Origin of the sequence: Umezawaea endophytica (genome assembly GCF_025061645.1) — a bacterium.
Lineage (GTDB): Bacteria > Actinomycetota > Actinomycetes > Mycobacteriales > Pseudonocardiaceae > Umezawaea > Umezawaea endophytica.
Window position 1 is genome coordinate 129205 of the sequence record NZ_JANYMP010000011.1, and the last position, 26038, is coordinate 155242.

Below are 26038 nucleotides of genomic sequence, written 5' to 3' on the forward strand. Positions count from 1 at the left end.
CCCTCAGGTGGGCGCGGAACCCCCGCGCCCACCCCGCTTCCGCACGACCACGGCCCCACCACCGACCACACCTGCCAGCACCCCGGCACCGGACGGGGACACCATGGCAACCGCACCGATGATGACCAGCACCAGCAACAACGCGGGGATCAGCACCATCAGCAGGCGCAGGGTGTTCCGGGTCCGCCGGTCATCCCGCACGATCCCGTCGAACACCGCCCACCCGGTCACCAGGCACGCTCCCGCTGCGGTTTCCGGAGTGCGTAGCTGAGCATGGGCGCTCCGAGCAGGATCCTCAGGGCGCACGCGATCCGAGTGCGCCGGGGAGATCCGCGAAGAACCAGTTCGTACACCTCGGAGCGGAATTCCTCCAGGTAGCGATCACGATCCGCCGCGGGCAGCAGTCGAACGGCCAGGGCGATGGACACACCCGGTCGTGCCACCCGACCAGACGAAATCCCGCCGATTCGTCGAGCCCCGTCGACCTCGACCACGTCCACGAAAAGGCTCCAGACGGACCTGGTGAGGGCTGCGGCCTTGCCCCAGGTCGACTGGACGAAGGCGCGCCGATCGTCCTCGACAGGCCCGAAGTCGTACTCGCTCACTGCGCACCCCCGGCTAACCTGGGCCGCAACCGCCCCAGCGCCTTGACCGACGCGTCGGCCCGGTGCAGCGCCGCCTGGACGTGCGCGATCGAATCCGACTTCAGGCGGTAGTACCGCCGCTTCGGCCGCCCCTGCTCGGCGGGATCGACTTCCTCCCACCGGCTTTCCAGCCACCCGACCCTCTCCAGCCGGGCCAGGATCGGGTGGATCGTCCCGCTCGGCAGCCCGGCCGCCGAGCAGATCTCCAGCCCGTACATCTCCCGCGACGGGTCGTCCATCAACTGCCGGAGCACCAACTGCGTGGGCAATGTCATCCGCGGTCCTGCCATACCCAGAACTCTACCTAGCCCCCTAGGTAGAGGACAAGAGGGCCCGCAGCCCCGGCACCAGGACGCGGTCCGCGGGCAGCCAGTCGAGCGCGTCCAGTTCGGACGGGCCGATCCAGCGCACGGCGCGGTGTTCCCGTGCCTCCGGTTCGCCCGACCCCAGCGTCGCCGCGAACACCCGCAGCAGCAGTTCGGCGCGCAACGGCACGTCCGGGCCGACCTGGTCGCCCACCACGACCTGCACGCCCAGCTCCTCGGCGCACTCCCGCGCCAGCGCCTCGCCGTCCGACTCGCCGTGGTCGACGCGACCGCCGGGCACCTCCCACTTGCCCGCCGCCTCGACCGGGAAGTCGCGCTGCTGCACCAGCAGCAACCCGTCCCGCACGATGGCCGCCCCCACGACGACGTTGGCGTTCACGAGCTGCGTCGCCCGCCGGGACACGGCGCCCGCGCGGGCTTCGAGGATCTTCAGCGCGAGGCCCCGGCCGACGACCACGTCGGCGAGCCGTCCGAAGGGGCCGCCGGGGCTGGTCCACTCGACCGCGTCGACGACGAGGGTGCCGCCGCCGGTCTCCACGAGGTCCGTGGTGAGGGCGAGCATCGGCAGCGGGCCGTCGACCAGCGAAGCCGCCACGCCGGTCACGTCCGCGCGGGTGACGACCAGCTTCCCGCGCACCGGGCCGACGGAACCGGCCAGCTCGGTGCCCACGTGGAGGATGCCGGAGCCCCCGGAGATCCGCACGCCGAGGCCGCGCACGGACGACGCGAGCAGGCGGCCGTCGAGGAGGGCGCCCGCGACGGTTCGGACGGGTGCTTCGACGAGCGTGGTGGCGCGGAGATCGGGCACGGCCGAATACTGCCATTCACCTGTGAAATCACCGGTAAGCGGGCCAACGGATCTCGAATCGCGCACCGCCCTGCGGCGAATCCGAGACCCGGACGGACCCCCTCCGCTGCCGGACGAGGTGGGCGACGAGCGCCAGTCCGAGGCCGAACCCGCCGCTGGCCCGGCCGCGGTGCTCCTCGACGCGGTAGAAGCGGTCGAACACGCGGGCCCAGTGCTCGGGCGGGATGCCGTGGCCGTCGTCGTCCACGACCAGGCGGACCTCGCGGGCCGCGGGCAGCACCGCGATGCGGATCAGGCTGGTCGCGTAGCGGGAGGCGTTGCGGACGAGGTTGTCGACGACCAGTTCGACCTCGGTCCGGGTCGCCGACACCATGCACGCGCTCATCGGGGCCGCGACCTGCACCAGCAGGTCGTGCGACGGCATCCGGTCGACGGCGGCGTGCACCTGGAGCACCAGGTCGACGGGTTCCGCGCGCGGCAGCTCGCCGCTGTCCGCGCGGGCCAGGATCAGCAGGGCGTCGACCAGCGCCGAGAGGCGTTCGGACTCCTCGACGACGGATTCGAGGACCTCGAGGGAGAAGTCCGGGTCGGGGTGGGCGACGGCGACCTCGGCCTGGGCGCGCACCGACGTGACGGGCGAGCGCAGCTCGTGGGCGGCGTCGCCGGTGAACCTGCGCAGCCGCTCGGTGGCCTCGTCACGCCTCGCGAGCAGACCGTTCAACGCCTGCGCGAGCGCTTGCAGCTCGTCCTGCGACTCCGGCACGGGCAGGCGTTCGCCGCGCGGGAGTTGGGCGGCGGCGACGCGCATCCGCTCGACCGGCCGCAGCGACGACCGGACGGACAGCCAGGTGGCGATGCCGACCAGCAGCGCGACCAGCGCGGTCGCGACGGCGAGCCACTTGGTGCCGAGGTCGTTGGCGCCGTTGTAGCCGACGAGCGTGTCACCAGCGGCGATGAGCCGCGGCGTGCCGTCTGGGGCGGTGTCGACGCGGCCCTGCCAGCGCATGGCGCTCTCGCCGTCCTCGCGCAGCACGGGCCTGCCGGACTTGAGCGTCCGCACCTCGGCGGGGGTCAGGTCCGGCGCCGGGAGGCCGTCCAACGGCGCGCCCGCGGTGTCCAGTACGCGCACCGACGGACCGGAGCCCACCGCGACCGCCTTGGTCAGTTCGGAGTCGACGGCGCTGATCTGCACGCGGGCGATCAGGCTCGGGGCGAGGCTCGTCAACGCCATCAGGCACAGCCAGGCGACGCCGGTCGCCACCACGGTGATCCGGAAGCGCAGGGTGCGCCGGAACCACCACCGCCTCGGGTTCACCTACGGGCCGCCCGCTGCGCGGTCGCGCCGAGCGCCGCGTCGAGGTCGGCGGTGGAGGCCAGGTAGCCGTGGCCGCGGACGGTGCGGACGACCTCGCCCGCGCCCATCGCGTCGAGCTTGCGCCGCAGGTAGCCGACGTACACCTCGACGGCGTTGCGGGTCGCCGCCTGCTCGTCGCCCCACACGGTCCGCAGCAGCTCGTCCTTCGTGACGACGGAACCCGCGCGGCCCGCCAGCACGTCGAGCACGGCGTACTCGCGGGGGCTCAGCGCCACCGCCGCGCCCGCCCACGTGACCTCGCGCAGCCCCCGGTCCACGACCAGTTCGCCCAGCTTGAGCCTGCGCCGGGAGTTGCCGCCGGAGTTGCGGCGCAGCAGCGCGCGCACCTGGGCGACCAGCACCACGAACGAGAACGGCTTGACCAGGTAGCCGTCGGCGCCGAGGTCGAGGCCGTCGGCCTGGTCGACCTCGCCGTCCTTCGCCGACACCATCAGCACCGGCGTGCGCACGCCCTCGGCCCGCATCCGCTGGAGCACCCGGTAACCGGACAGGCCGGGCAGCATGATGTCGAGCAGCACGACGTCGAACGCGCCGGTCAGCGCCACGCGCAGCGCGTTCGGGCCGTCCGCGGCGGTCACGACCTCCATGCCCTCCGCCGACAGCCCCCGTTCCAGCGCTCGCCGAACACCGATCTCGTCGTCGACAACCAGCACCCGTGGTCTCACACCCGCAAGCATGCCGCTTGAGGGGCACAATCGGCTGGGGATCTCAGCGGTCTCTCAGGCTCTCAGCGCGATCTCAGCACGGGGTGGGCACTGTCAGTGGTGTCGGACGGCACACGGCTGACCGGCAGGTTGAGGAGGGGACATGAACAGGAGAAGGGTGACCGTGGCCATCGCGGCGGCCGGGGTGGTCGCCGGGGTCGCCGGTCTGGGGGTGCTGGCCATGCCCGCCGGTGCGGGACCCGCGCCTGTGCTGCCTCAGGTCGACGCGCAGTCGCTGGTGGAGTCGGTGCTCACGGCCAAGCCCACCGCGTTCGGCGGCACGGTGGACGTGAACAACAGCCTCGGCATCCCGGCCATCGCCGGCCTGCCGCAGCTCTCCGACGGCGCCAGCCAGATCCGCGTGTGGAGCGACGGGGACAGCCGGTCCCGCGTGTCGCTGCCGACCGGCAACTCCGAGCGGACCATCGTCGACGACGGCACGACCGTCTGGTCGTGGAACTCGGAGACGCAGACCGTCACCAAGACGAAGCACGACACCGCGAAGGCGGAGGCCAAGCCGGACCTGGGTCTCGGCCTCGGTCTTGGCCAGGACGGCCAGGCCGTCGACCCGGTGCAGGTGGCGCGCGACGTCGTGGCCGAGATCGAGAAGTCCAGCACCGTGACCGTCGACGGGACGGCCCGCGTGGCCAACCGCTCGGCGTACGAGCTGGTCCTCACGCCGAAGCCCACCGAGCGGACGGTGCTGCGCGAGGTGCGCGTCGCCGTCGACTCGGAGCTGCGCCTGCCGCTGCGGGTGTCGCTGCTGACCAACGGCACCGACGAACCGGCCGTCCAGGTCGGCTTCTCGGAGCTGACCGTCGGCACCCAGGACGCCGGGCTGTTCCAGTTCACGCCGTCCGCCAGCGCCAAGGTCGAGGAGCAGGAGCTCAAGGGCCCGTCCGACCAGGACAAGGCCGACGCCGAGAAGGCACTCGGCGAGGCCTCGCCGCAGGTCGTCGGCGACGGCTGGGACACCGTGATCGTCGCGAAGACCCCGGCCGAGGCCCTCGCGGGCGCACAGCTCCCGGCCGAGGACAAGCCCGACCGCCGCGGCCCCGGCCGCGACCAGGCCGGCACGAACCCGCAGGACCTGCTGAAGCAGCTCGGCAAGCAGGTCAGCGGCTCGTGGGGCAGCGGAACGCTGATCAGCAGCAAGATCGGCAACGTCCTGCTGGCCGACGACGGGCGCATCGCGCTCGGCGCCGTGCCGGAGCAGGTGCTGACCGAGGCGATCGGCCAGTTGGCGCCCGCCCCGCGCTAGACCGCACGAGGCTTCCCCTGGCTCGGCTCACGCCGAGCCGGGGGCGGTTCCTGCTTCATCCACCACTGCCTGCCCGGAGGGAGGTCTCACATGGTGTCCACAGGCGTTTTCCCTCTCCGCCCGCCCGGCGGCGAGGATGTTGCGCGCGGCAACGTGATCCCTCTGGTGAACGGCACCGCAGCCCTCGCAGGTCCACACCCGGACCTCCAGCGGTTTGGCACCGGACCCGCGCCCGCAGTCCGCGCAGAGCCGACTGCTCGGGTGCCAGCGGTCGATCCGGTGCACCACTCGACCGCGGTACTCCGCCTTCTCCGCGAGCACCCTGCCGAACTGGGCCCACGCGGCGTCGTCGATGGCTCTGGCCAGCCTGCGGTTGCGGAGCATCCCGGCGACGTGGAGATCCTCGATGTAGATCGCTTGGTTGTCGCGAACCAGGTCGAGGGCCACTTTGTGGTGGTGGTCGAGTCGCGAACGCGCCACTTCGCCGTGCTGCCGGGCGATCCGCTGCCGGGTCTTCTCCCGGTTGCCGCTCCCCCTCCGCCGCCGCGCCTTCTCCCGCTCCAGCCGCCGGAGCTTGCGCAGCTTGGACTTCAGGAACCGCGGGTTGGCGACGTCGACAACACGGGGACCGGCACCGCCGGTCATCGCCACGGCGGCGAACGTGGTCAAGCCCAGGTCGACGCCCGCCTCCTGGTCGGTCGCAGGCAGCGGCTCGGCCTGGCGCTCGACCACGAAGGACGCGAAGAAGTTCCCGTCCGGTTCCCGGATGATCGTGACGGAGCTGGGTTCGGACGGAAGCGCTCGGGACCAGCGCACCCGCACGTCGCCCACCTTCGCCAGGAACAAGCGGCCGTTCTCCCGGAGCTTGAACCCGTTGCGGGTGAGCCGGAAGGACTGCCGCGTGTCCTTCCGGGACTTGAACCTCGGTTTGCCCGCTCGTCCACCCTTGCGCCTGCCCGCAAGGCCGTCGAAGAAGTTGCGGTACGCCCTGTGGCAGTCGCGGACGGACTGGATCAGGGCATCCGAGCTGACCTCGGCCAGCCACTCACGTTCGGACGTCTTCTTCGCCAGGGCGATCACCCTGGTCTGGATCTCCGAGTCGGACAGCCGTCGACCCTCACCCCTCAGCGACTCCCTCACCCTGATCGCGTCGTTGAACACCACGCGACAGCAGCCGAACTGCCTCGCCAACGCCTCCCGCTGAGCCGTGGTCGGCTCGATGCGGTAGCGGTAGCGGGCGAACATGGAACGGACCGTAGCGCCATGCACCGACAAGATCGGAAAACCCGTCTTCATCGAGAGGACGTGAAGTGACCACTTCGACCAGCGCACGGGTGGAGTCCGCTTCGGCGGGCTCCGCCCCGGTCCTCGCCGCTCGCACGCGGGGTCTGCGCAAGACGTACGGCAGCACGGTCGCGGTGGACCGGGTGGACCTGGACCTGCCCGAGGGTGCCGTGATGGGGATGCTCGGGCCGAACGGGTCCGGGAAGACGACGACCATCCGGATGCTGCTCGGTCTGGTGAAGCCGACCGAGGGGACCGTGGAGCTGCTCGGCCGGGCGTTGCCCGACGGGGCGGCCGACTCGTTGCCGCACGTCGGTGCGCTGGTCGAGGGGCCGGGGTTCCACCCGTTCCTGTCCGGCCGGGAGAACCTGCGGCGCAACGCCGCGTTCGAGCCGCTGCTGGCGACGGGCTCGATCAAGCAGGCGGTGGAGGACGCGCTGGAGCGCGTCGGGTTGGCGCAGGCGGCGCACCGGCGGTACCGGGGGTACTCGCTGGGCATGAAGCAGCGGCTCGGGTTGGCCGCGGCGCTGCTGGTGCCGCGCAGGCTGATCGTGCTGGACGAGCCGACGAACGGGCTGGACCCGGCGGGTACGCGCGAGGTGCGGAAGGTCATCGGCGACCTGCACGCGGCGGGCAGCACGGTGCTGGTGTCGTCGCACCTGCTGAGCGAGATCGAGGCGACGTGCACGCACGTGGCCGTGCTGCACCGGGGAACCGTGGTGGCGCAAGGGGAACTGGCGGAGCTGTTGCAGTCCGACAGCACGGCGCTCCAGGTGACGACGTCCGATGTGGACACCGCGCTGAACGTGCTGCGCGCCGCCCGGATCTCCGCCCGCCCCTCCGAGGAGGGCGTGCGGGTGGAGCTGATCGGCACGACCGCGCCCGCGGTCTTCCAGGCGCTGGTCCAAGCGGGCGTGGAGATCCACGAGGCGGTCCGCCAGCGCACCGGCCTCGAGGAGCTGTTCGCGCGGCTCACCGAGGCCGAGGAATCCGAACACCTGTCCACTGTGGACACCATTGAGGGGGCACGATGACCACGGCTGTCGCCACGCGCGCCCCGTTGGCCCGGCAGTTGCGCTCGGAGCTGCGGTGGATCCTGCGCCGCCCGCGCACGGTGATCGGGCTGGGGCTGCTGTGCGTGGTCCCGATCCTGGCCGGTGTCGGCCTGTGGTTCGCCGTCGACAACACCCAGGGCCCGGCGGGTCCGGGGCTCGCGGCGATCATCGCGGGCAACGGTCTCGTGCTGCCGATCTTCACGATGTTCCTGTCGCTGCCGCTGCTGCTGCCGCTGGTCGGCGCGATCTGGGCGGCCGACGGCCTCGCGGGCGAGGCGAACAGCGGCACCCTGCGCGGCCTGATGGTCGCGCCGGTGGGCCGGATCCGGCTGCTGGGCGTCAAGGCGTTCGGCATCGCCGTCATGTCGCTGTTCGCGGTGACGCTGATGGCACTGGTCGGCGCGATCACCGGCGTGGCCCTGTTCGGCATGGACGGGATGCTCACGGTGTCCGGCACGACGCTGCCGGTCGGCGCGGCGCTCGGCCGGATCGCGCTGACGATCGTGCTGGTCACGTTCCAGGTGTGGGCGGTCGCCGCCGTGGCGCTGGCGATCTCCGCGTGCACCGAGCACCCGCTGGTGGTGATGGCCGCGACCATGGCCGGGATCATCGTGTTCGCCGTGCTCGGGGCGTTCAGCTCGCTGGACTGGCTCCAGCCCTACCTGATCACCTCGGCGTGGGACGGCCTCGCCGACGTGATGCGCGACCCGATGCCGGTGGACGGCCTGTGGAACAGCACCGCGCTGGCCGCCTGCTACCTGGTGATCGGCCTGTCACTCGCCGCCATCCGCCTGGTCACCAAGGACGGCTAGCCCGTCCGGGTCGACCGAGAGGCGCACCCGGTCGCCGAGCGCTGGTGGCTCGGCGATCGGGGCGACGGCCTCGAACTCCTCGCCCCGGACGGTCACCAGCAGCCGCACGTGGTCGCGGCGGTGCACCCGTTCCTCGACCACGCCTTCCAGTTCGCCGTTCGGGGAGACGCGCAACGCCGTGGCGCGCAGGCCGACCCGGCCCGGAACGGTGATCCCCAGCAGGTCGAGCGCCACGTCGGCGGGCAGCACCTTGCCGCACCCCAGGAACTTCGCGGTGTCCACGTCGACCGGCGACCGCCACACCTCGGTGGGCGGCCCGACCTGCCGGACGCGGCCCGCGCGCATGACCGCGACCCGGTCTGCGAGGGTGAACGCCTCGTCGTGGTCGTGCGTGACGACCAGCGCCGTGGCGCCCGCTTCGCGCAGCAGCCGGGCGAGGTCGACGGCCAGTTGCTCCCGCAACGCCCGGTCCAGCGCCGACAGCGGCTCGTCCAGCAGCAGCAACCGGGGTCGGGGCGCCAACGCCCGTGCCAGCGCGACCCGCTGCTGCTCACCGCCGGACAGCTCGGTGACCTTGCGCTTCTGGTAGCCGCCGAGGCCGACCAGTTCGAGGAGTTCGGCCACGCGCTTGTGCCGCGCCTCGGTCTCCACGCCGTGCATCCTCATGCCGAACGCCACGTTGCCCGCCACGTCCCGGTGCGGGAAGAGCTGCCCGTCCTGGAACACCAGCCCGAAACCCCTGCGGTGCACCGGAACGCCCGCCAGGTCCTCGTCGTCCCACGCCACGACGCCCGCGCTGGGCCGTTCCAGGCCCGCGACGGCGCGCAACAGCGTCGACTTGCCGCAGCCGGACGGGCCGAGCAGCGCGACCACCTCGCCGTCCGCTACCGCGAGGTCCACATCGGACACGGCCGTCACGGCGCCGTAGCGGACGCCGACCCCGGTGAGCCGCAACGACATCAGAACTCCCCACTGCTGGGCACGCGCAGCTTCTCGATCAGCAGCACGGCCGCGATCGTCACGACCATCAGCATCGCGCACGCGGCGTAGGCCATCTGGCTGTTGAGCTGACCGGGCCGGGACATCAGCCGGGCGATCACGATCGGCAGCGTCGGCGCGTCCGGCCTGGCCAGGAAGCTGGTCGCGCCGAACTCGCCCAGCGCCACCACGAACCCGAACCCGGCGGCGGCGGCCAGCGACCGGCCCGCGAGCGGCAGGTCGACCTCGCGCCACACCCGCCACGGGCTCGCGCCGAGCGTCGCGGCGGCCTGCCGCAGCCGTTCGTCAACGGCCCGCAGCACGGGCAGGACGATCCGCACGACCAGCGGTGTCACGACGAGCGCCTGCGCCAGCGGGACCAGCGCGGGCGACGTGCGGAGGTCGCCGGGCAGCGCGTCCATCGTGATCAGGTAGCCGAACCCGACCGTCACCGCGGACACGCCCAGCGGCAGCATCAGCGCCGTGTCCAGCGCCTCCCCGATGCCCCAGGGTGTTCGGCCGCGACGCAGGCCGACCAGCACGACGGCCGAGAACACCCCGATCGTCAACGCCAGCAGCGTCGCGTCGGTGGCCGCGCGGAGGGAGTTCACCGCCGCGTCGACCCCGGACACCGCGAGGGTCCCGCGCTCCCCCGTACCGGTCAGCGCCCGGTACCCGGCGAGGCTCCAGCCGTCCACTGTGGACAGCGAGCGCAGGACCAGCCCGACCACGGGCACCAGCAGCGTGAGCACGACGGCGAACGCCGCCGCGACCACGCCCCACTCACCGCCGGTCGGCCTGCGCACCACGTCCGCCTTCCCGCGCAACGACAGCGCGGTCTCCCGCCGCCGCCGGGCCAGCCCGCCGAGCAGCAGCACGGCGAGCACGGCGGCGAACTGGAGCAGCGACAGCGCGGCGGCGCCGGACAGGTCGAACAGCTCCACCGTGCGCAGGTAGATCTCGGTCTCCAACGTCCGGTAGCGGGCCCCGCCGAGCACCAGCACCACGCCGAAACTGGTGGCGCAGAACAGGAAGACCACGGACGCGGCCGACCCGATGGCGGGCAGCAGCGCGGGCAGGACGACGGACGCGAACGCCCTGGGCCTGGACGCGCCCAGCGCGCGGGCGGCGTCCTCGGCACGGCGGTCGGTGTGCGCCCAGAGCCCGCCGACGGTCCGCGCCACCACTGCGACGTTGAAGAACGCGTTGGCCAGCACGATCGGCAGCACCCCGCCGTCCGGCCACAGCGCCCGGAAGGCGAGGCCCACCACCACGGTCGGCAGCACGAACGGCACCATCACCGCGGCCCGCACGAACCCCGTGCCCGCGACCTGGCAGCGGGCCAGCAGGAACGCGACCGGCAGGCCCGCGACCAGCGCCAACACCGTCGACGCCGCGGCTTGGCCGAGGGTGAACCCGACCAGCTCCCACGTCCCGGCGGCGGTCAACTCGTCGAGGAGCCCGCCGTCGCGCAGCCCGAGGTGGACGATCGCGAGCACCGGCCAGGCGAAGAAGACCCCGAGGAAGAGCAGCGGGACCAGTGCGGCGAACGCCCAGGTCAGCCCACTACGAGCGTGCGCCACTGGGACACCCACTGCTCGCGGTTCGCGCTGACCTGGTCGGCGGGCAACGTCCGCGGCGAGGTCGGCAGCGGCGCGGCCTTGGTCCACGCTTCCGGCAGCTTCACGCCTTCACGCGACGGGTACACGTACATCTGCTCGGGCACGTCGGCCTGGAACTGCTCGGAGAGCAGGAAGTCCAGCACCTTCTTGGCGTCCTCGGGGTTCTTCGCGCCGGTCAGCACACCCGCGTACTCGACCTGGCGGTAGCAGGTGCCGAGCACGGCCTTGGTGCGCGGCGTGCCGTCCTCGCCGATCTCGGCCGACGGCGACGACGCGTACGACACGACGATCGGCCGCGGCCCCTTGCCCGCGGACCCGGAGAAGTCCTGGTTGTAGGCCTCCTCCCAGCCGCTGACGACCTTCACGCCGTTGGCCTTGAGCTTGGTCCAGTACTCGGTCCAGCTCGTGGGGCCGTACTCGCCGATCGTGCCGAGCAGGAACGCGAGGCCGGGCGAGGAGGTCGCGGGGTCCTCGACGACCAGGAGGTCCTTGTACTTCGGGTCGACCAGGTCGGCGTACGACGTCGGCTCGGGCACGCCCTTCGCGGCCAGCCCGGCGATGTCGACGTTGAGGCACACGTCACCGACGTCGACCGCGTGCAGCTTGTTGCTGCCGTCGACCTGGTAGCGCTGCGCGCCCTTCGTCGCCTCGGGGCTCGCGTACTCCGCGAACACGCCCTCGGTGAGCGCGCGCGAGGCGAACGTCGAGTCCACGCCGAACGCCACGTCGCCGATCGGGTTGGACTTGGTCAGCACCAGCTTGTTGGTCAACGCGCCCGCGTCACCGCTCGCGACCTGCTTGATCGTGATGCCGGACGACGCCTTGAAGGCGTCCAGCGTCTCCTGCTTGGCGGTGAACGAGTCGTGCGTCACGAGCGTGACGACGTGGTCGCCCTCGGCGGGCGTGGAACCACCGCCACCGCTCAGGGAACACCCCGCGACCAGCGACAGGCAGGCGGCAGCGGTCAGAACTCGGCGAAGCATCAGGTCTCTCCCTACACCGGCATGATCCGGATCAGGTTGGACGGTCGAAGGCTCGCGCGCCTTCCTCTCAGCCCGGCGCAGCACCGGACTCCCGTGGTAGTCGGCAGCGTACGCGACTCGGTGGGACCATCAGGGCCATGGCCGAACTGATGACCGACGACCAGGTGACCGAGGCGCTGCGGAGCCTGCCCAGTTGGAGCGCGCAGGAGGACTCCCTGACGCGCATCGTGGAGCTGAAGAGCTTCACGCAGGCGATCCAGGTGGTGAACCGGGTCGCGGAGATCGCCGAGAACGACGACCACCACCCGGACATCGACATCCGCTGGCGCACGCTGACGTTCCGGGTCAGCACGCACTCCAAGGGTGGCGTCACCGCGCTGGACATCAGCCTGGCCAGTGAGATCGACGGCGTGGTCGACGCACTCGACTGACCGGTCGCCGGCCGGGCAGATGGCGTTGGACCGGGACGTTCCCGCAGTTCAGCGCGTCCTTGCGTGATCAGCTCGGACCCGCTTCGATGAGATCACCGCCGCCTCCGCTCAGGAGGCACCAGTGCTGATGATCTTCCGGAGGACCGCGCCCGTCGTGGCGGCCCTGCTCGTGGGCGGGCTCGTCGGGTCGCCGACGGCCTCCGCCCACCCCGCGCCCACCGCCGGGTGCGGCGTCACCGACCTGATGGTCAAGGCGTCCTCGTACTGGGTCGCCACCGACACCGACCAGGCCGCGAACAACTGGTCGAACGCGCTGTTCCACGTCGGCAACCTCGCCCAGGTCCGCACGACCGGGGTCAGCAACCACAAGACGTGGCCGTGGACCGAGGCGAACCGGTGGCTGCTGCCGACAGACCCGGCCCGGCCGTTCGCCGCCGACGCGCAGGCGTCCGGCGAGGCGTACCTGGACGTCTGGTACTTCCACCAGGAGGACCGCGTGCTCGACCCGTTGCGCGCCGAACTGGCGGCCGAGGCCGCGAGCGTCGCGCAGGGCCACACCCGGTACTGGACGACGCCGGACGCGCTGAACCTGTCGCTGCCGTCGTTCACCCGCGTCGGCGTGATGGACTCGAACCAGGCGCTGCTCGACGCGTCCGGGACGCTGTTCCGCGACGCCAGGAAGCGGCTGTTCAGCGACCTCAGCGGGCTGTGGCTGGGCAACGCCCAGGCCAACGGCTTCGCCGTCTCGGGGCTCGCGAAGGCCGTGCTCGCCCTGCCCGCCGACAGCCCGCCGCGCGCCGAGTACGCGCGGACGCTGCGGCGCTCGGCCGAGGCGCTGCGGTGGGCGCAGCGGCCGGACGGCTTCTGGAACGCCGAACTCCTGTTCGGCGGCAAGGAGTCCAGCAGCACCGCGCTGATCACCTACGCGCTGGCGGCCGGGATCAACGCGGGCGTGCTCGACCGGGCGGCGTACCTGCCTGTCGTGCGGAAGGGCTGGGAGGCGTTGACCACGGTCGCGCTGCGGGACAGCGGCAGGCTCGGCTACGTGCAGGCCCGCGGTTCGCACCGACGGGCGGGCGCGGACGACAGCGCCGCGTTCGCCGTCGGCGCGTTCCTCACCGCTGGTCAGCAGGTAGCGGCGCTGACTCCGGGCTGCTGATCTCCTCCGACGTCTGCGGGTCCGGCTTCCGGGCCCGCAGGCTGACGGCGATGGCGACCAGCGTGAGCAGGCCCGCGGCCGGGTAGACCCAGCCGAGCAGCGACTCCCACCAGGGGCGCGGGATGGTCCAGATCGAGTCCTGCCAGATGAGCAGGAACGAGATCAGGAAGCTGCCGATCGCCACGACCCACACGATCGCGGTGGCGTTGACCAGCCGGTGGCGGTTCGCCGACCCGTACAGCAGCCACATCAGCGCGGGCAGCGCCCAGACCCAGTGGTGGCTCCACGAGATCGGCGACACCAGCAGCCCGAACACCTGCACCACGACGATCGCGGCCAGCGTTTCCTTGGCCCGCAACGCTTCCCGCAGCGCCCACACCATCAGGCCCACCGCGACGGCGACGGCGACCAGGTAGATCGGGCCGCTCTCCACGTCGTAGCCGACCGTCCGCGACAGGGCTCCGCGCAGCGACTGGTTGATCGACGAGCCGACCGGGCCGACCCGCGAGGCGTCACCGAGCAGGTGGAACCAGTACTGCTCGGAGAGCTGCGGCGCGATCAGGAACCCGAAGCCCACGGTCAACGCGAACGCGACGACCGACCAGATCGCCGCGGCGAACCGCTTGGTACCGAGGAAGTACACGCCGGACACCGCGGGCGTCAGCTTGATCCCGGCGGTCAACCCCACGCCGAACCCGGCGACCCACGGCCGGGAACTCGCCATCGTGGCGAGGAGCACACCGGCCAGCAGCAGGTTGATCTGCCCGTAGTTGAGGGTCGTGCGCACCGGCTCGACCCAGATCGCCAGTGCCGTCCACAGCATCGCGCGCCGGGACAGGTGCTCGGCGTCGATCATCCTCAACGCCGTGCGGATCAACCAGTACAGGCAGGCGAGGCACAGGATCTGCCAGAACCAGCGCGCCACGCCCCACGGGACCCACGACAGCGGCACGAACACGAACGCCGAGAACGGCGGGTAGGTGAACGGCAGCGCGAACTTGTCCGAGAACTCGCTCAGGCGCCAGTCGTAGAGCAAACCGGTGAAGATCTCCGGCGACCCGTTCCGGTAGACCATCAGGTCGATCATGGTCATCTGCGTCTGGAACGCGACCATCGTCAACTGCCCCAGCAGGGACAACACCAGCAGCCACGGCGCGACAGCGAGCACGCGAGCTTCCACGGCGCGCGGATTCACGCGGGGCCTCCTCGGGGTTGGCGATATTTCCAGTGTGAAGTAGGTGACTCGGGGAGCAAAAACGGGGTACCCGAACGTCATGACAGGTGGGAGTCCACGACCACGGGGAGAATCATGACCGCAGACATCGTGGTGGCGATCGTCGCCGCTGTCGGAATGCTGTTCACCGCCGGTGGCGTGCTGGCACTGGCCGCACGCGACCGCCACCAGCTCCACTAGGCGTCCACGCGAGGGGGTTGTCCCGGTTCACGGGGCGGCCCCCTTCCTCATGCCCCGGTCCACGGCCGCAGCGGGGTGGAGCAGTTCGGCCGCATCGGCGTCGGGACGTCCCGGCACCGCCGCGATCACTCCGACTTCACGCGCCCGCCAGGCGTTCTTCCCACCGCGGGGCCAACACCGACGGCTCCCCGAACTCCGCCCGCAGGTACTCGCGCCTGCTGAGCGCCACGGCGTTCTCCTGCCACCGCCGCACCACCCACTCGCCGAGCCCGCAGATCAGCCGAGCCTGCGCCACGGCCTCGGACACGTCCGACGGCACCACGACCCTCGCCCGGCGCCGGAGGTCCTCCAGGGTCGCGGGCAGCGGGTCCGGCAGCGTCACCGGCCAGCGGAGGTCACCGGACTCCAGCCGGGCCGCCTGCTTCTCAGCCACCACCGCGGCGTACCCGGCCCGCGCCTCGGCCACCTCGGTCAGCGCCTCGGACAACGTCACGGTGACGAGGTTCACGTCCGTCGCCCCGTCGGCCAACGCCCACTCCCGCACCACCGCGACGGCTTCCGCCGCGTCCCACGCCAGCAGGGCCCGGCCCTCGCAGCGCTCCAGCAACGACTCCCCCACGGGTGCCACCCACTCGCCGGTCGTCACGCCGTCGGCGCCGAGGTGCGCCACGGCGACCTCACCGCCCGCCCGGCACACCACGACGTGGCCGATCAGGGCGCGGCCGTCCGCGGCGCGGGTGGTGAGCAGTTCTTCCTGGGTGCCGGTGGTCATACCTGTCCATCGCGGCGGTGATCGTTTCGTTTCGCCGCGGTCGCCGCCCACGCCTCGATCCCGTCGAGGAACCGGTCCACGCCGAAGCCGACCTCGGCGGGCAGCGCGTCCCCATCGGGCTCGTCGACGCCGGGGCGACCGGCGGCGCTCTCGGCGGCGTGGACGGTGGCCAGCGCCGGGTAGTCGTCCGGGTCGACGAGGTCGGACAGCGCCCGCACCAGTTCGGCTTCGGTGCGCGGGCGGCCGTCGTCGGTCTTGTGCGCGTTCCCCATGTCGATGCTGATCTGCGCGGTGCCGCGCACGACCGCGGTCAGGTGCAGCGCCGCGGCCCGCGCTTCGCCGGGTGCCAGGCCGACCGCCAGGAGGGGTCGCAGCAGCCGGTCGAGCCAGGCGAGCTGGTTGGGGCCGATCGGCGTGTGGTCGAGGGGGACGCGCAGCAGCCAGGGGTGGGTCTGGAAGCCCGCCCACAGCGCGCCGACCCAGTGCCGGACCGCGTGGCGGAAGTCGGGCGCGCCGTCGATCTCGGGCGGCTTCCCGGCAGCGACGTCCGCCGCCACCTCCAGCAGCAGGTCCTTGCTCGGGATGTGGTTGTAGATCGACATCGTCGCGCAGCCGAGGTCGGCGGCGATCCGCTGCATCGACAGCGCGTCCAGGCCGTCGGCGTCCGCGATCCGGATCGCCGCGGCCGCGATCTGCTCCGCGGTCAGCCGGGGCCGCGGCCCGCGCTTGCCCCGTGACCGCCCCGCCCACAGCAGCGTGAGGCTGCGTTGCAGGTCAGGACCCTTGCTGTCACTCGTCGGCATCCGCCATCCCGTCCTCGTCGTCGATGACCATCCTAAAACTACGTATGACATACGTTTAAATGCATGGTGTACGTAGTTATCGCCCATCGCGAACGGACCCCACCATGACCTCGACGACGACCGCGCCCGCTACTCCCCGACCCGCGCAAACCTGGTGGCGCCGCCCGTGGATCGGCCCGTTGATGCTGGTGGCAGCGGCCTTCCTCGCCTTCTCGGTGCCGCCGTACCTGACCTTCGACCCGGCCGCCTCCCGCCTGCCCCCACCACCGGGCAACGACTTCTACCACCCGCTGCTCGTGGCGCACGTCCTGTTCGGCACGGTCGCGATGGTCACCGCCTGCTTCCAGATCTGGCCCGCGTTCCGCACGCGCCACCGACGCGGCCACCGGATCACCGGCCGGGTCTACGTCTTCGCGGGCGTCCTGCCCGCCGGACTGCTCGGCCTGTACATCGGCTGGCACACCGCGGCGGGCCCGTCCGTGCGCGTCGCCAACCTCGTCGGCTCGGCGCTGTGGATCGCGGTCACGCTCATCGGCCTGCGAGCGGCCCGCCAACGCCGCTTCGGCGACCACCGCAGGTGGATGTCCCGCAGCTTCGCCCTGTCCATGTCGATCATCCTGAGCCGGGTGATCACCGTCGTGGCCACGATCGCGCTCACCCCCCAGGTGAACACCACCTTCGGCGGCAGCAACGAGCTGATGACCTACAGCGCCGCCAGCATCGGCGTCTGGCTCAGCCCGCTGCTCCTGCTGCTGCTCACGGACTGGCTGCTGGACCGCCGCAAACCCGGCGTCCGCGCACGGGCGGCCGTCGCACCGGCTCACTGACCGGGAACGCCAACGGCCGCCACGCGGAGTGCGTGGCGGCCGCTGGGAGGTGCGGGGGTCAGACGTTGAAGCGGAACTCGACCACGTCGCCGTCGACCATCACGTAGTCCTTGCCCTCCATGCGGACCTTGCCCGCCGCCTTCGCGGCGGACTTCGAGCCGGACTCGACCAGGTCGTCGTAGGAGACGACCTCGGCCTTGATGAAGCCCCGTTCGAAGTCCGTGTGGATCACGCCCGCCGCCTGCGGGGCGGTCGCGCCCTGCGGGATGGTCCACGCCCTGGCTTCCTTCGGGCCCGCGGTGAGGTAGGTCTGGAGGCCGAGGGTGTGGAAGCCCGCGCGGGCGAGGGAGTAGAGGCCGGGCTCGTGCTGGCCGATGGATTCGAGGAGTTCGCGCGCGGACTCCTCGTCGAGTTCGAGCAGCTCCGACTCGACCTTGGCGTCGAGGAAGACCGCGTCGGCGGGAGCGACGAGTTCGCGCAGTTCCTTCATCTTCGCGTCGTCGGTGAGGATGCCCTCGTCCGCGTTGAAGACGTACAGGAACGGCTTCGTCGTGAGCAGGCTGAGTTCGCGCAGCAGGTCGTTGTCCACTTCGGACTGCGCGCTGAACATCGTGCGGCCGCTGTCGAGGATCGCCTTGGCCTTCTGGGCGGCTTCGAGGGCGGGGCGGCGGTCCTTCTGGGTCCGCGCCTCCTTCTCCAGCCTGGGGATGGCCTTCTCCAACGTCTGGAGGTCGGCGAGGATCAGCTCGGTGTTGATCGTCTCCATGTCGCTGGACGCGTCGATGCGCCCGTCGACGTGCACCACGTCGGGGTCGTCGAAGACGCGGACGACCTGGCAGATCGCGTTGGCCTCGCGGATGTTGGCGAGGAACTTGTTGCCGAGCCCCTCACCCTCCGAGGCGCCCTTCACGATGCCCGCGATGTCGACGAACGACACGACGGCGGGCACGAGCTTCTCGGATCCGAAGATCTCGGCGAGCTTCGCCAGCCTCTCGTCGGGCAGCGGAACGACACCGACGTTGGGCTCGATGGTCGCGAACGGGTAGTTCGCGGCGAGCACGTCGTTGCGGGTCAGCGCGTTGAACAGGGTGCTCTTGCCGACGTTGGGCAGGCCGACGATGCCGAGGGTCAAACTCACGAACGGGAAGTCTACGCGGTGACCTGCAACGTCGAGCCGGTCCGGGCCTTGCGGACCCGCAGCCGGGTGGGGATGCGCTGCCGCAACTCCTCGACGTGCGACACCAGCCCGACGACCCGGCCGCCCGCGCGCAGCTCGTCGAGGGTGTTCATGACCAGGTCGAGGGTGTCGGCGTCCAGCGTGCCGAAGCCCTCGTCCACGAACAGGGTGTCCAGCAGCACGCCGCTGGTCTCGGCCGCGACCACGTCCGCGAGCCCGAGCGCCAGCGACAGCGACGCCAGGAACGACTCGCCGCCGGACAGGGTCTTCGCGGGCCGCTGCTGGCCGGAGTAGTCGTCCAGCACGTCCAGCCCCAGTCCGCCGCGGGTGCCGCGCGCGCCCGCTTCGAGCGAGTGCACGAACCGGTACCGGCCCTGGCTCATCCGCTCCAGCCGCGTGCTCGCGGCGACGGCGACCTCCTCCAGCCGCGACGCCAGCACGTACGTCCGCAGCGTCATCCGCTGGTGGTTCTGCCCGCGCCCGTTGATCACGTCCGTCAGCGCGTCCAGTTCGGCGAACTCCGCCTCGACCGGTTCGAACTCGACCCACAGCGCCCGCAGCCGCTCGGCCAGTTCCTCCACCCGCCGGGACGCCGCCCGCGCGGACGACAGCGCCGACGCGGCCCGTTGCGCCTCTTCGCGGCACGCCCGGAACCGCTCCTCCACGCCCGCCACGTCGACCTCGAGCGCGGGATCGACGTCCGCCAGGTCCGCCAGCGCGGACGACGCCGCCACCCGTGTGTTGTCCAACGAGGTGATCCGCTGGTCCAGCACCGTCAGCGCCGCGTCGGTCCGGGCGGCCGAGAGCGCTTCCTCCACGTCCGCGAACCCGGCCCTGGCGGCCAGTTCCGACGTCGCGACCCGCTGCTCCTCCAGCCGCGCCACCTGCTCCGCGACCGCCGCGCGTCGGTTCGCCGCCTCGACCAGCGCGTCGGCCAGGTCGAGCAGGTGGGCCCGGCGAGCCAGCACGTCCGGGAAGGCACCACGGGCTTCGTCCAGCCGCTCGGTCCGCGCCCGCACGGTGTCCTCCAACGCCGTGAGCTGAGTGGACACCTCCACCAGTTCGCGTTCGGCGACCGCGTGGGCCGCGGTGGTCTCCTCCAGCCGCCGTTCCACGCCGCGGAGCGCCGACTCCCGCGCGGACCGCTGACCGGCCAGCGCGGACGTCTCCTCGTGCTCCTCGATCAGCTCGGCGAGCGGCCGGTCGTCGACCACCTTGAGCAGCGTCTCCACCCGGTGCTCCGCCGTCTGCCGCTCCTGCTCCGCCACGCCGCGCCGCCGGGCCGCCGCCTGCTCGCGCTCGGTCGCCAGGTCCTCGTCCGCCGCCCCGACCGCGTTCAGCATCGGCTGCGCGGGCGCGGGGTGCTCGGCCGAGCCGCACACCAGGCACGGCTTGCCGGGCGTCAACGCGGCGGCCAGTTCGACGGCCATCCCGTCCAGCCGCTGCCGCCGCACGTCGAGCAGGTGCCCCTGCGCCTTCTGGTGCGCGTCGACCGCGGTGCGCACGGCGTCACCGGCGGCCGTCAGCGCCTGCTCGGCCGCGGGGAGCCGCCGGGCCGCGTCCGCCCACGCCGCCACCTCGGCGAGCCGCGCCGCGGCGACCGTCGACCCCTCCAGCGCCGCGCGGGCCGCCACCACCTGGTCCGGGAGCGTCGGGTCGACGGCGGCGACCTGCCGCTCCAGCCGGGCCCGCGAAGCGGTCAACGCGACCACCCGCGCCGAGTCGCGCTTCTGCTGCTCGGCCTCGGCGGCGAGCTGGTTCAGGCCACCCGCTTCCTCCCGCAGCCGCTCGGAGTCACCCCGCAGGTCGGTGCCCTCGTAGCCCACGAGGACCGAGAAAGCCGCTTCCTCCAACGATCTCGCCGACGCCAGCGACCGTTCCGATCGGACGGTCGCGTCCCGCGACGGCACCACGGGAGCCGCCCGCCGCGCGGCGTCGCGCTCGGCCACCCACTCCAGCCGCCGCGGTTCGGCCTCGTCGCACGACGCCAGCGCCCGCCGCGCTTCGCGCACCCGACGCACCCGGTCGGCCTCGACGCGGACCGACGCCAGCGCCCCTTCGGCCGCTTCACGGGCGGCCGACGTCGACAGCGCCACGGCCTCGGCCTCACCCGCCGTCTCCCCGAGCCGCTTCAGCACGGAGCTGAGCCACTCCTCGTCGCCGACCTCCGGCGCCTCTTCGCCCGCGGCCTCGGACACCCGCTGCACCAGCGCGCGACCGGCCTGCCGGTGCTGTTCCAGTGCCTGGCCCGCGGCGGTCCGGCGGGTGCGGAACCAGTTCTCCACGTCCAGGAACCGCTGCGTCCCGAACAGCTTCTCCAGCAGCTTCTCGCGCTCGGCCGTGTCCGCCCGCAGGAACCGGGCGAACTCGCCCTGCGGCAGCAGCACGACCTGGAAGAACTGCTCGGCGTTCATCCCGAGCAGGCCCTCGACGACGTCGGCGACCTCGTCGATCCGGATGTGCCCATCGCCCTGCCACCCGCTGATCCAGGTCAACGAGACCCTGGCCTGTTCCTTGGTGAACCCCTCGCCGCGCTTCTTGGGGCGCGTGTACTCCGGGCTCCGCGAGATCCGGAACCGCCTGCCCTGGACCGTCAGCTCCAGCACCACGACGGTCCGCTCGTCGACGTCCGCGTAGTCGCAGCGCAGCCTCTTCACGTCGCCGCGCGCGCCGGGGACCTTGCCGAACAGCGCGAACGCGACCGCGTCCAGCAGCGTCGTCTTGCCCGCTCCGGTGTCGCCGTGCAGCAGGAACAGCCCGTCCGCGCCGAGCACGTCGAAGTCGACGGTCTCGCGCTTCGGGTACGGCCCGAACGCCGTCAGCTCCAGGCTGTGCAGCCTCACTGGGCCTCCCTCGCCGCGGCGGCGAACGCTTCGCGCAGCAGGGCCTGCTCGCGCGGGTTCGGCCGCTCTCCCCGGCAGTCGTCCACGAAGCAGCAGGCGACCTCGTCGTCCGACCGGCCGCGCACCGCGAACCGCACCTCGGCCGCGCGGCCGCCCGCGGGCTTCCACTCGACGTGCACGGCGTGCGGGAACCGCTGCTGGAGCCGCCGCAGCGGGTCGAGCGGGCGGACCGGGTCCGTCAGCACCACGGACAGGAAGCTGTCGGCCACGGCGTCGTGCGCCGGGTCGCGCACCAGGTCCTCCAGTGCCCCGCTCAGGGTCGCCAGCGCTCGCGGCACCGGCAGTTCGCGCTCCTCGACGCCCACCAGCCCGCCCTCGTCCAACTCCACCAGCCAGACGGACTTCACCTGCCGCGCCTCGGAGAACGAGTACGCCATCGGGCTGCCCGAGTACCGGAGCCGCTCCGACAGCACCTGCGGCCCGTGGAGGTGGCCCAGCGCCACGTAGTCGACCCCGTCGAACACCGACGTCGCCACGTCCTGCACGCCGCCGACGGTGATGGTCCGCTCCGAGTCGCTGCTCGCGCCGCCGGACACGAACGCGTGCGCCAGCACCACCGACCGCGTCCCGGCGCGCGCGGCGAGGTCGGCCCGCACCCGGCGCATCGCCTCGGTCAGCACGCCAGCGTGGCCGCGCGCCTCGGGCACGCCCAGCGCCTGCCGGGCGGGCTCCGGCTCCAGGAACGGGATCCCGTACAGCGCCACGGGGCCGTGCGCGTCCTCCAGCAGCACCGGCTGGTCCAGCTCGGCGATCCGGGTGCGCGTGTGCAGCCCGCCCGCCGCGGTGAACTCGCCGAACACGCCGATCCGCGCCGCGGAGTCGTGGTTCCCCGGCGTGATCACGATGCGGGCGCCCGCCGCGCGGATGCGCGACAGCACCCGCGCGCACGTCTGCACGGCCTCGGCGTTCGGCACCGCCCGGTCGTACAGGTCGCCCGCGACGACGACCACGTCCACCCGGTCCGTCACCACCACGTCCGCCAGCCCGCTGAGCACCGCTTCCTGCTCGGCGAGCAGGTCCCGACCGTGGAACGTGCGGCCCACGTGCCAGTCGGAGGTGTGCAGCAGACGCATGGGGCAACGCTAGGACCAAGCACCGACAGTCCCGCGCACCACCGGGCCGGCGTGTCGCCCGATCGAGTGCTATGGGTCGATGCGTCATGATCGGTGGTGTGACAGCGGTTCTCAGCACTGCGGCAGTCGTCGTCGCGCTCCTGCTCGCGGGAGCGCTCCTCTTCCTGTGGCGCCTCTACCAGGACAGCGTCCGTAGGACGGACGCCGCGCTGGAGGCGATCCAGGCCGAGCGGATGCGCGGCGAGGCCCACCAGGCCGCCCTCCAGCGGTACGAGGTGGCTTTTTCCTCGGTCACCGGAAGGGGTGAACTCGGCGAGCAGGTGCTGGTCGAGACCGCCCGCGCGCTCGGCCTGCGCGAGGGCATCCACTTCAGCGTCCAGGTCGACGTCGCGGGCGGCGGCGCCGTCCGCCCGGACATGGTGCTGACCGTCGGCGGCGGCAGGCAGGTCCCGGTCGACGCCAAGATGAGCATGGTCTGCTGGGCCGAGGCCGTGGAGACCGACGACCTCGCCGAACGGGCGGACGCGCTGCGCGTGCACGTCCGGAACATCCGTTCGCGCGCGGCGGAACTGGCGGGCAAGGGCTACCAGCGCTGGGCGGACGCGATCTACGGGACGATCATGTTCGTCCCGAACGACGGCGCCGTCGTGGCCGCGCTGGACACCGACCCGGAGCTGCTGCGCTGGCTGCTGGACCGCCGGGTGTTCCTCTGCGGACCGACCGGTTTCGCCGTGATCGCGTCGGCCGCGATGTTCGCCGTGACGGACCGCGCGCTCGCCGACGACGTGGAACAGGTCCGCGCGCAGGCCACCCGCGCCCACCGCGCGGCGGACGGCGCCGTGGACGCGGTGAACCTGTCCAGCACGCACCTCCAGCGGTTCCTGTCCGCCCGACGGCGCGAGTTGGACGCCTTGGAGGGCTTCCGAGCTGCGGTGGAACCGCTCAGCACGGCCGCGGCGAGCCCGACGCCCATCCCGATCGTTCGTCGAGCTGACGAACAATCCGGTCTCGGTGCATCCTTTGAGGCGCGTGAAGCGTGAAAGACAGTGGGACGTTTCACGGCCGTAGCGTGCGCTAACACGGCACCGACTACCGTGTGCCCCTTCCGTGGACGATGCCGAGCAAGGAGAGTGCGTGACGGTGACGCGCGAGCGGCTAAGCGAGCTGGACGACGACGAGGACTACTCGGACGACGTCGCCTGGAACGATCGCGCCCTCTTCGGCAACTTCAAAGGTCTGCCCTGGTGGGCGGCGGTGGCCATCGCCTTCGTGCTGGCGATCATCGGCACGTTCATCGACGTGAGCTCGACGAAGACGGTCGGGTGGATCTTCACCATCCTGTTCTTCGTCGGGTGCGTCGGCGCGATCGTGTTCGTCGAACGCAGGAGCATGTTCGGGCCGGTCGTGCAGCCACCGCTGATCCTGGCGATCGTGGTGCCGTTGGTGGTCGTGGTCACCGAGGGCATGCCTGCTACTGGTGGGTTGAGCAGTCTTGCGTTGACGTTGGGGAAGCCGCTGATCAACGGGTTCCCGACGATGGCGGTCACCACCGTTTGCACGGTGTTGATCGGGGTGGCGAGGGTGGTCCGGCAGCGGGATCCGAATCGGGTTACTCGGGATGAGGCCCGTGAGGTGAAGAAGGCTGATCGGGCGGAGCGGGCTGATCGGGGAGAACGGTCGGATCGGTCGGAGCGGGGTGGGCGGTCGGATCGGGCAGAACGGTCGGAGCGCTCGGATCGGGCAGAGCGGGCGGAGCGGCCCTCGCGGCCTGTGGTGAAGCCTGGGGTGGAGAAGGGGCGGGAGGACACCGGGCCTCGGCGGCGGCCTGCTCCGGTTGAGGGGAAGCGGCCTGCTGGTGGGGATGAGGAGCGGAGGGGGCGGCCTCGGCCTGCTCCTCAGGGGGAGCGGCGGAGGGCTGCTACTCCGCCTGCTGAGCGGCCTTCGTCGCCTCGGCAGGGGGGTCGGGGGGTGCCTCCTCGGCGGCCTCGGCCTCGTGAGGACGATTGATATTGTTTGGGGTGGGTCGGACGAACCCCGATTGCGCGATTATCTCGATGCCCCTTTTGCTTTGTCAAGGCGGGAAAGATGCCTTGACAAAGCAAAAGGGGCACGACGTGCGCTAAGAATCGGGATCCGGCCGGGGGAAGGTTTGGAAAAGCGGTGGGTAACCAGACTTGGCAGCGAGGTCCAGTTGCGGCCGGGGGCCCAAAACAGGACAGCGGCGGTAAGTCCGGGGCGAGTTGAGGCTGGGAGCCCAGTGGCGTAGGCGGCTCAGCGGGCACACCAATGCGCGCGTTCAGCCCAACTCACCAATGCATGTGCACCACTCAAGCACGCCACCACTAAGCGCACTTACTTATCTTTCCCCTACCACCCACGAAACCGGACGCCGCCTACGCAGCGTGGCCGATTTTACTTGGGGGATTTGCCCCTTAAACTTGCGTCGGACGGCAGCTTCACCTTCTGCCCTTTATTGTCCGACGAAGGGGCAAATCTAGGGGCCCCAAGTCAAATCGGCCACCCCACGCTGGGACCCCGGTACGCAACCCCCCAAAAACAACGATCAACGAACCCGACTCTGCCGCACTTCCTTCGGCAACGCGAACGCAATCGTCTCATTGGCCGTGGTGATCTCCTCCACGTCCCCGTACCCACGCTCACCCAGCCACTTCAACAACTCCATCACCAAAATATCCGGTACAGAAGCCCCACTGGTCACCCCAACAGTGGAAACCCCGTCCAACCACGCCTCATCCACTTCCTTGGCGTAGTCGATCAGATAAGAAGCCTTGGCCCCGGACTGAAGCGCCACCTCAACCAACCGAACCGAATTGGAAGAGTTCTTAGACCCCACCACCAACACCAGATCACAAGAAGGCGCCATCGTCTTCACAGCAGTCTGCCGATTAGAAGTCGCATAACAGATGTCATCACTAGGCGGATCCTGCAACTCGGGAAACTTCCCCTTGAGCTGATTAACCCTGACCATGGTCTCATCAACAGACAAAGTGGTCTGCGACAACCAGATCACCTTAGAAGGATCCCGAACAACGACCTTGTCAACATCCTCAGCGGTATCCACGAGCTGGATGTGATCGGGTGCTTCTCCGGCGGTGCCCTCGACCTCCTCGTGCCCCTCGTGGCCGATCAGGAGGATGTCGTAGTCGTCGCGGGCGAAGCGCTTGGCCTCCATGTGGACCTTGGTCACCAGCGGGCAGGTGGCGTCGATCGTGCGGAGGGACCGCTGGGCGGCTTCCTCGTGCACGGCGGGGGACACGCCGTGGGCCGAGAACACGACCAGCGCGCCCTCGGGGACCTCTTCGGTCTGGTCCACGAAGATCGCGCCGCGGTCGCTCAGGGTCTCGACCACGTGCTTGTTGTGGACGATCTCCTTGCGCACGTACACGGGCGCGCCGTACTGCTCCAGCGCCTTCTCGACCGCGACGACCGCACGGTCGACACCCGCGCAGTAGCCGCGTGGCTTGGCCAGCAGCACACGTTTCGGAGTGGCGGTCTCAGTCGGTGCGGTCATGGCTCCAGGGTACGGGGACACCGCTGAGAGGCCGAAATGCGCAGCGTCACGCGTACCGGAGGTAGGCATTGGGCCCCGAAGTGCGGGAAGCTGGT

The 26038-nt window shown here is 71.4% G+C and carries 25 protein-coding genes; 8 read left to right on the plus strand and 17 right to left on the minus strand.

Features of this window, described 5'->3' with window-relative positions:
• Positions 1 to 3: 3 nt before the first annotated feature.
• From NZH93_RS23315 to NZH93_RS23340, 6 genes are read right to left on the minus strand one after another with little or no spacing between them, the layout of a single operon-like run.
• Positions 4 to 231 (minus strand): hypothetical protein, encoded by a 228-nt coding sequence (locus NZH93_RS23315; protein ID WP_259625303.1) that lies wholly within the window; start codon positions 229 to 231, stop codon positions 4 to 6.
• On the minus strand, positions 228 to 605 hold the full coding sequence (locus NZH93_RS23320) for a hypothetical protein (RefSeq protein WP_259625304.1): 378 nt from the start codon (positions 603 to 605) through the stop codon (positions 228 to 230). Before NZH93_RS23320 ends, NZH93_RS23315 begins: the two co-directional genes overlap by 4 nt.
• Positions 602 to 919 (minus strand): PadR family transcriptional regulator, encoded by a 318-nt coding sequence (locus NZH93_RS23325; protein ID WP_259625305.1) that lies wholly within the window; start codon positions 917 to 919, stop codon positions 602 to 604. The genes NZH93_RS23320 and NZH93_RS23325 overlap by 4 nt, the downstream gene beginning before the upstream one ends.
• Positions 920 to 956: 37 nt before the next feature.
• Positions 957 to 1778: an NUDIX domain-containing protein gene (locus NZH93_RS23330; protein WP_259625306.1), complete on the minus strand. Its 822-nt coding sequence runs from the start codon at positions 1776 to 1778 to the stop codon at positions 957 to 959.
• Between the two features lie 28 nt (positions 1779 to 1806).
• Positions 1807 to 3093: a sensor histidine kinase gene (locus tag NZH93_RS23335; protein WP_259625307.1), complete on the minus strand. Its 1287-nt coding sequence runs from the start codon at positions 3091 to 3093 to the stop codon at positions 1807 to 1809.
• Positions 3090 to 3830, minus strand: a complete 741-nt coding sequence (locus NZH93_RS23340; RefSeq protein ID WP_259625308.1) for a response regulator transcription factor — start codon at positions 3828 to 3830, stop codon at positions 3090 to 3092. Before NZH93_RS23340 ends, NZH93_RS23335 begins: the two co-directional genes overlap by 4 nt.
• A gap of 130 nt (positions 3831 to 3960) precedes the next feature.
• Between NZH93_RS23340 and NZH93_RS23345 the strand changes: the two genes are divergently transcribed.
• Positions 3961 to 5118 (plus strand): LolA family protein, encoded by a 1158-nt coding sequence (locus NZH93_RS23345; RefSeq protein WP_259625309.1) that lies wholly within the window; start codon positions 3961 to 3963, stop codon positions 5116 to 5118.
• Positions 5119 to 5145: 27 nt separating this feature from the next.
• On the opposite strand, the gene NZH93_RS23350 is transcribed toward NZH93_RS23345, so the two are convergent.
• A complete protein-coding gene (locus tag NZH93_RS23350; RefSeq protein WP_259625310.1) occupies positions 5146 to 6363 on the minus strand; it encodes an RNA-guided endonuclease InsQ/TnpB family protein in 1218 nt (405 codons plus the stop codon).
• Between the two features lie 65 nt (positions 6364 to 6428).
• On the opposite strand from NZH93_RS23350, the gene NZH93_RS23355 reads away from it, so the two are divergent.
• Together NZH93_RS23355 and NZH93_RS23360 are read left to right on the plus strand one after the other, a co-directional pair.
• Positions 6429 to 7436, plus strand: coding sequence for an ABC transporter ATP-binding protein (locus NZH93_RS23355; protein ID WP_259625311.1), 1008 nt, complete (start codon positions 6429 to 6431; stop codon positions 7434 to 7436).
• Positions 7433 to 8269 (plus strand): ABC transporter permease, encoded by an 837-nt coding sequence (locus tag NZH93_RS23360; protein ID WP_259625312.1) that lies wholly within the window; start codon positions 7433 to 7435, stop codon positions 8267 to 8269. Before NZH93_RS23355 ends, NZH93_RS23360 begins: the two co-directional genes overlap by 4 nt.
• On the opposite strand, the gene NZH93_RS23365 is transcribed toward NZH93_RS23360, so the two are convergent.
• Genes NZH93_RS23365 through NZH93_RS23375 form a run of 3 tightly spaced genes read right to left on the minus strand, consistent with a single transcriptional unit; the run spans position 8231 to position 11852 of the window.
• Positions 8231 to 9229 (minus strand): ABC transporter ATP-binding protein, encoded by a 999-nt coding sequence (locus tag NZH93_RS23365; protein ID WP_259625313.1) that lies wholly within the window; start codon positions 9227 to 9229, stop codon positions 8231 to 8233. The two genes, NZH93_RS23360 and NZH93_RS23365, sit on opposite strands and share 39 nt — an antisense overlap.
• On the minus strand, positions 9229 to 10842 hold the full coding sequence (locus NZH93_RS23370; RefSeq protein ID WP_372506762.1) for an ABC transporter permease: 1614 nt from the start codon (positions 10840 to 10842) through the stop codon (positions 9229 to 9231). The genes NZH93_RS23365 and NZH93_RS23370 overlap by 1 nt, the downstream gene beginning before the upstream one ends.
• A complete protein-coding gene (locus NZH93_RS23375; RefSeq protein ID WP_259625314.1) occupies positions 10806 to 11852 on the minus strand; it encodes a thiamine ABC transporter substrate-binding protein in 1047 nt (348 codons plus the stop codon). The genes NZH93_RS23370 and NZH93_RS23375 overlap by 37 nt, the downstream gene beginning before the upstream one ends.
• Positions 11853 to 11989: 137 nt before the next feature.
• Here NZH93_RS23375 and NZH93_RS23380 point away from each other — a divergent pair, with 137 nt between their 5' ends.
• Positions 11990 to 12283, plus strand: a complete 294-nt coding sequence (locus NZH93_RS23380) for a 4a-hydroxytetrahydrobiopterin dehydratase (RefSeq protein WP_259625315.1) — start codon at positions 11990 to 11992, stop codon at positions 12281 to 12283.
• A gap of 127 nt (positions 12284 to 12410) precedes the next feature.
• On the plus strand, positions 12411 to 13442 hold the full coding sequence (locus NZH93_RS23385) for a glycoside hydrolase family 88 protein (RefSeq protein ID WP_259625316.1): 1032 nt from the start codon (positions 12411 to 12413) through the stop codon (positions 13440 to 13442).
• On the opposite strand, the gene NZH93_RS23390 is transcribed toward NZH93_RS23385, so the two are convergent.
• The 3 genes from NZH93_RS23390 to NZH93_RS23400 form a co-directional block, all read right to left on the minus strand.
• Positions 13399 to 14637: a mannosyltransferase gene (locus NZH93_RS23390; RefSeq protein ID WP_259625317.1), complete on the minus strand. Its 1239-nt coding sequence runs from the start codon at positions 14635 to 14637 to the stop codon at positions 13399 to 13401. The genes NZH93_RS23385 and NZH93_RS23390 overlap by 44 nt on opposite strands.
• Positions 14638 to 14992: 355 nt before the next feature.
• Positions 14993 to 15628 (minus strand): DUF6218 family protein, encoded by a 636-nt coding sequence (locus NZH93_RS23395; protein WP_259625318.1) that lies wholly within the window; start codon positions 15626 to 15628, stop codon positions 14993 to 14995.
• Positions 15625 to 16431 carry a TetR/AcrR family transcriptional regulator gene (locus NZH93_RS23400; RefSeq protein WP_259625319.1) on the minus strand — a complete coding sequence of 269 codons (807 nt, stop codon included), beginning with the start codon at positions 16429 to 16431 and terminating at the stop codon, positions 15625 to 15627. Before NZH93_RS23400 ends, NZH93_RS23395 begins: the two co-directional genes overlap by 4 nt.
• Positions 16432 to 16613: 182 nt before the next feature.
• Here NZH93_RS23400 and NZH93_RS23405 point away from each other — a divergent pair, with 182 nt between their 5' ends.
• Positions 16614 to 17258 carry a DUF2306 domain-containing protein gene (locus NZH93_RS23405; RefSeq protein WP_259625457.1) on the plus strand — a complete coding sequence of 215 codons (645 nt, stop codon included), beginning with the start codon at positions 16614 to 16616 and terminating at the stop codon, positions 17256 to 17258.
• Positions 17259 to 17316: 58 nt separating this feature from the next.
• Here the strand turns inward: NZH93_RS23405 and ychF are convergent, their stop codons facing one another.
• The 3 genes from ychF to NZH93_RS23420 are packed head-to-tail and all read right to left on the minus strand — an operon-like array spanning position 17317 to position 22411.
• Complete coding sequence (gene ychF, locus NZH93_RS23410) at positions 17317 to 18396, minus strand: redox-regulated ATPase YchF (RefSeq protein WP_259625320.1); 1080 nt, start codon at positions 18394 to 18396, stop codon at positions 17317 to 17319.
• Positions 18397 to 18407: 11 nt separating this feature from the next.
• The gene (locus NZH93_RS23415; RefSeq protein WP_259625321.1) at positions 18408 to 21278 is read right to left on the minus strand and encodes an AAA family ATPase; all 2871 of its coding nucleotides are present in this window, start codon (positions 21276 to 21278) and stop codon (positions 18408 to 18410) included.
• Complete coding sequence (locus NZH93_RS23420) at positions 21275 to 22411, minus strand: exonuclease SbcCD subunit D (RefSeq protein WP_259625322.1); 1137 nt, start codon at positions 22409 to 22411, stop codon at positions 21275 to 21277. Before NZH93_RS23420 ends, NZH93_RS23415 begins: the two co-directional genes overlap by 4 nt.
• Before the next feature lie 71 nt (positions 22412 to 22482).
• Here NZH93_RS23420 and NZH93_RS23425 point away from each other — a divergent pair, with 71 nt between their 5' ends.
• Together NZH93_RS23425 and NZH93_RS50770 are read left to right on the plus strand one after the other, a co-directional pair.
• Entirely contained in the window at positions 22483 to 23451 is a 969-nt protein-coding gene (locus NZH93_RS23425; protein WP_372506763.1) for a DNA recombination protein RmuC, read from the plus strand.
• Positions 23452 to 23680: 229 nt separating this feature from the next.
• Positions 23681 to 24418 carry a DUF6542 domain-containing protein gene (locus tag NZH93_RS50770; RefSeq protein ID WP_308214234.1) on the plus strand — a complete coding sequence of 246 codons (738 nt, stop codon included), beginning with the start codon at positions 23681 to 23683 and terminating at the stop codon, positions 24416 to 24418.
• Positions 24419 to 24974: 556 nt separating this feature from the next.
• Here the strand turns inward: NZH93_RS50770 and NZH93_RS23435 are convergent.
• Positions 24975 to 25943 (minus strand): 4-hydroxy-3-methylbut-2-enyl diphosphate reductase, encoded by a 969-nt coding sequence (locus NZH93_RS23435; protein WP_259625325.1) that lies wholly within the window; start codon positions 25941 to 25943, stop codon positions 24975 to 24977.
• Between the last annotated feature and the right edge of the window lie 95 nt (positions 25944 to 26038).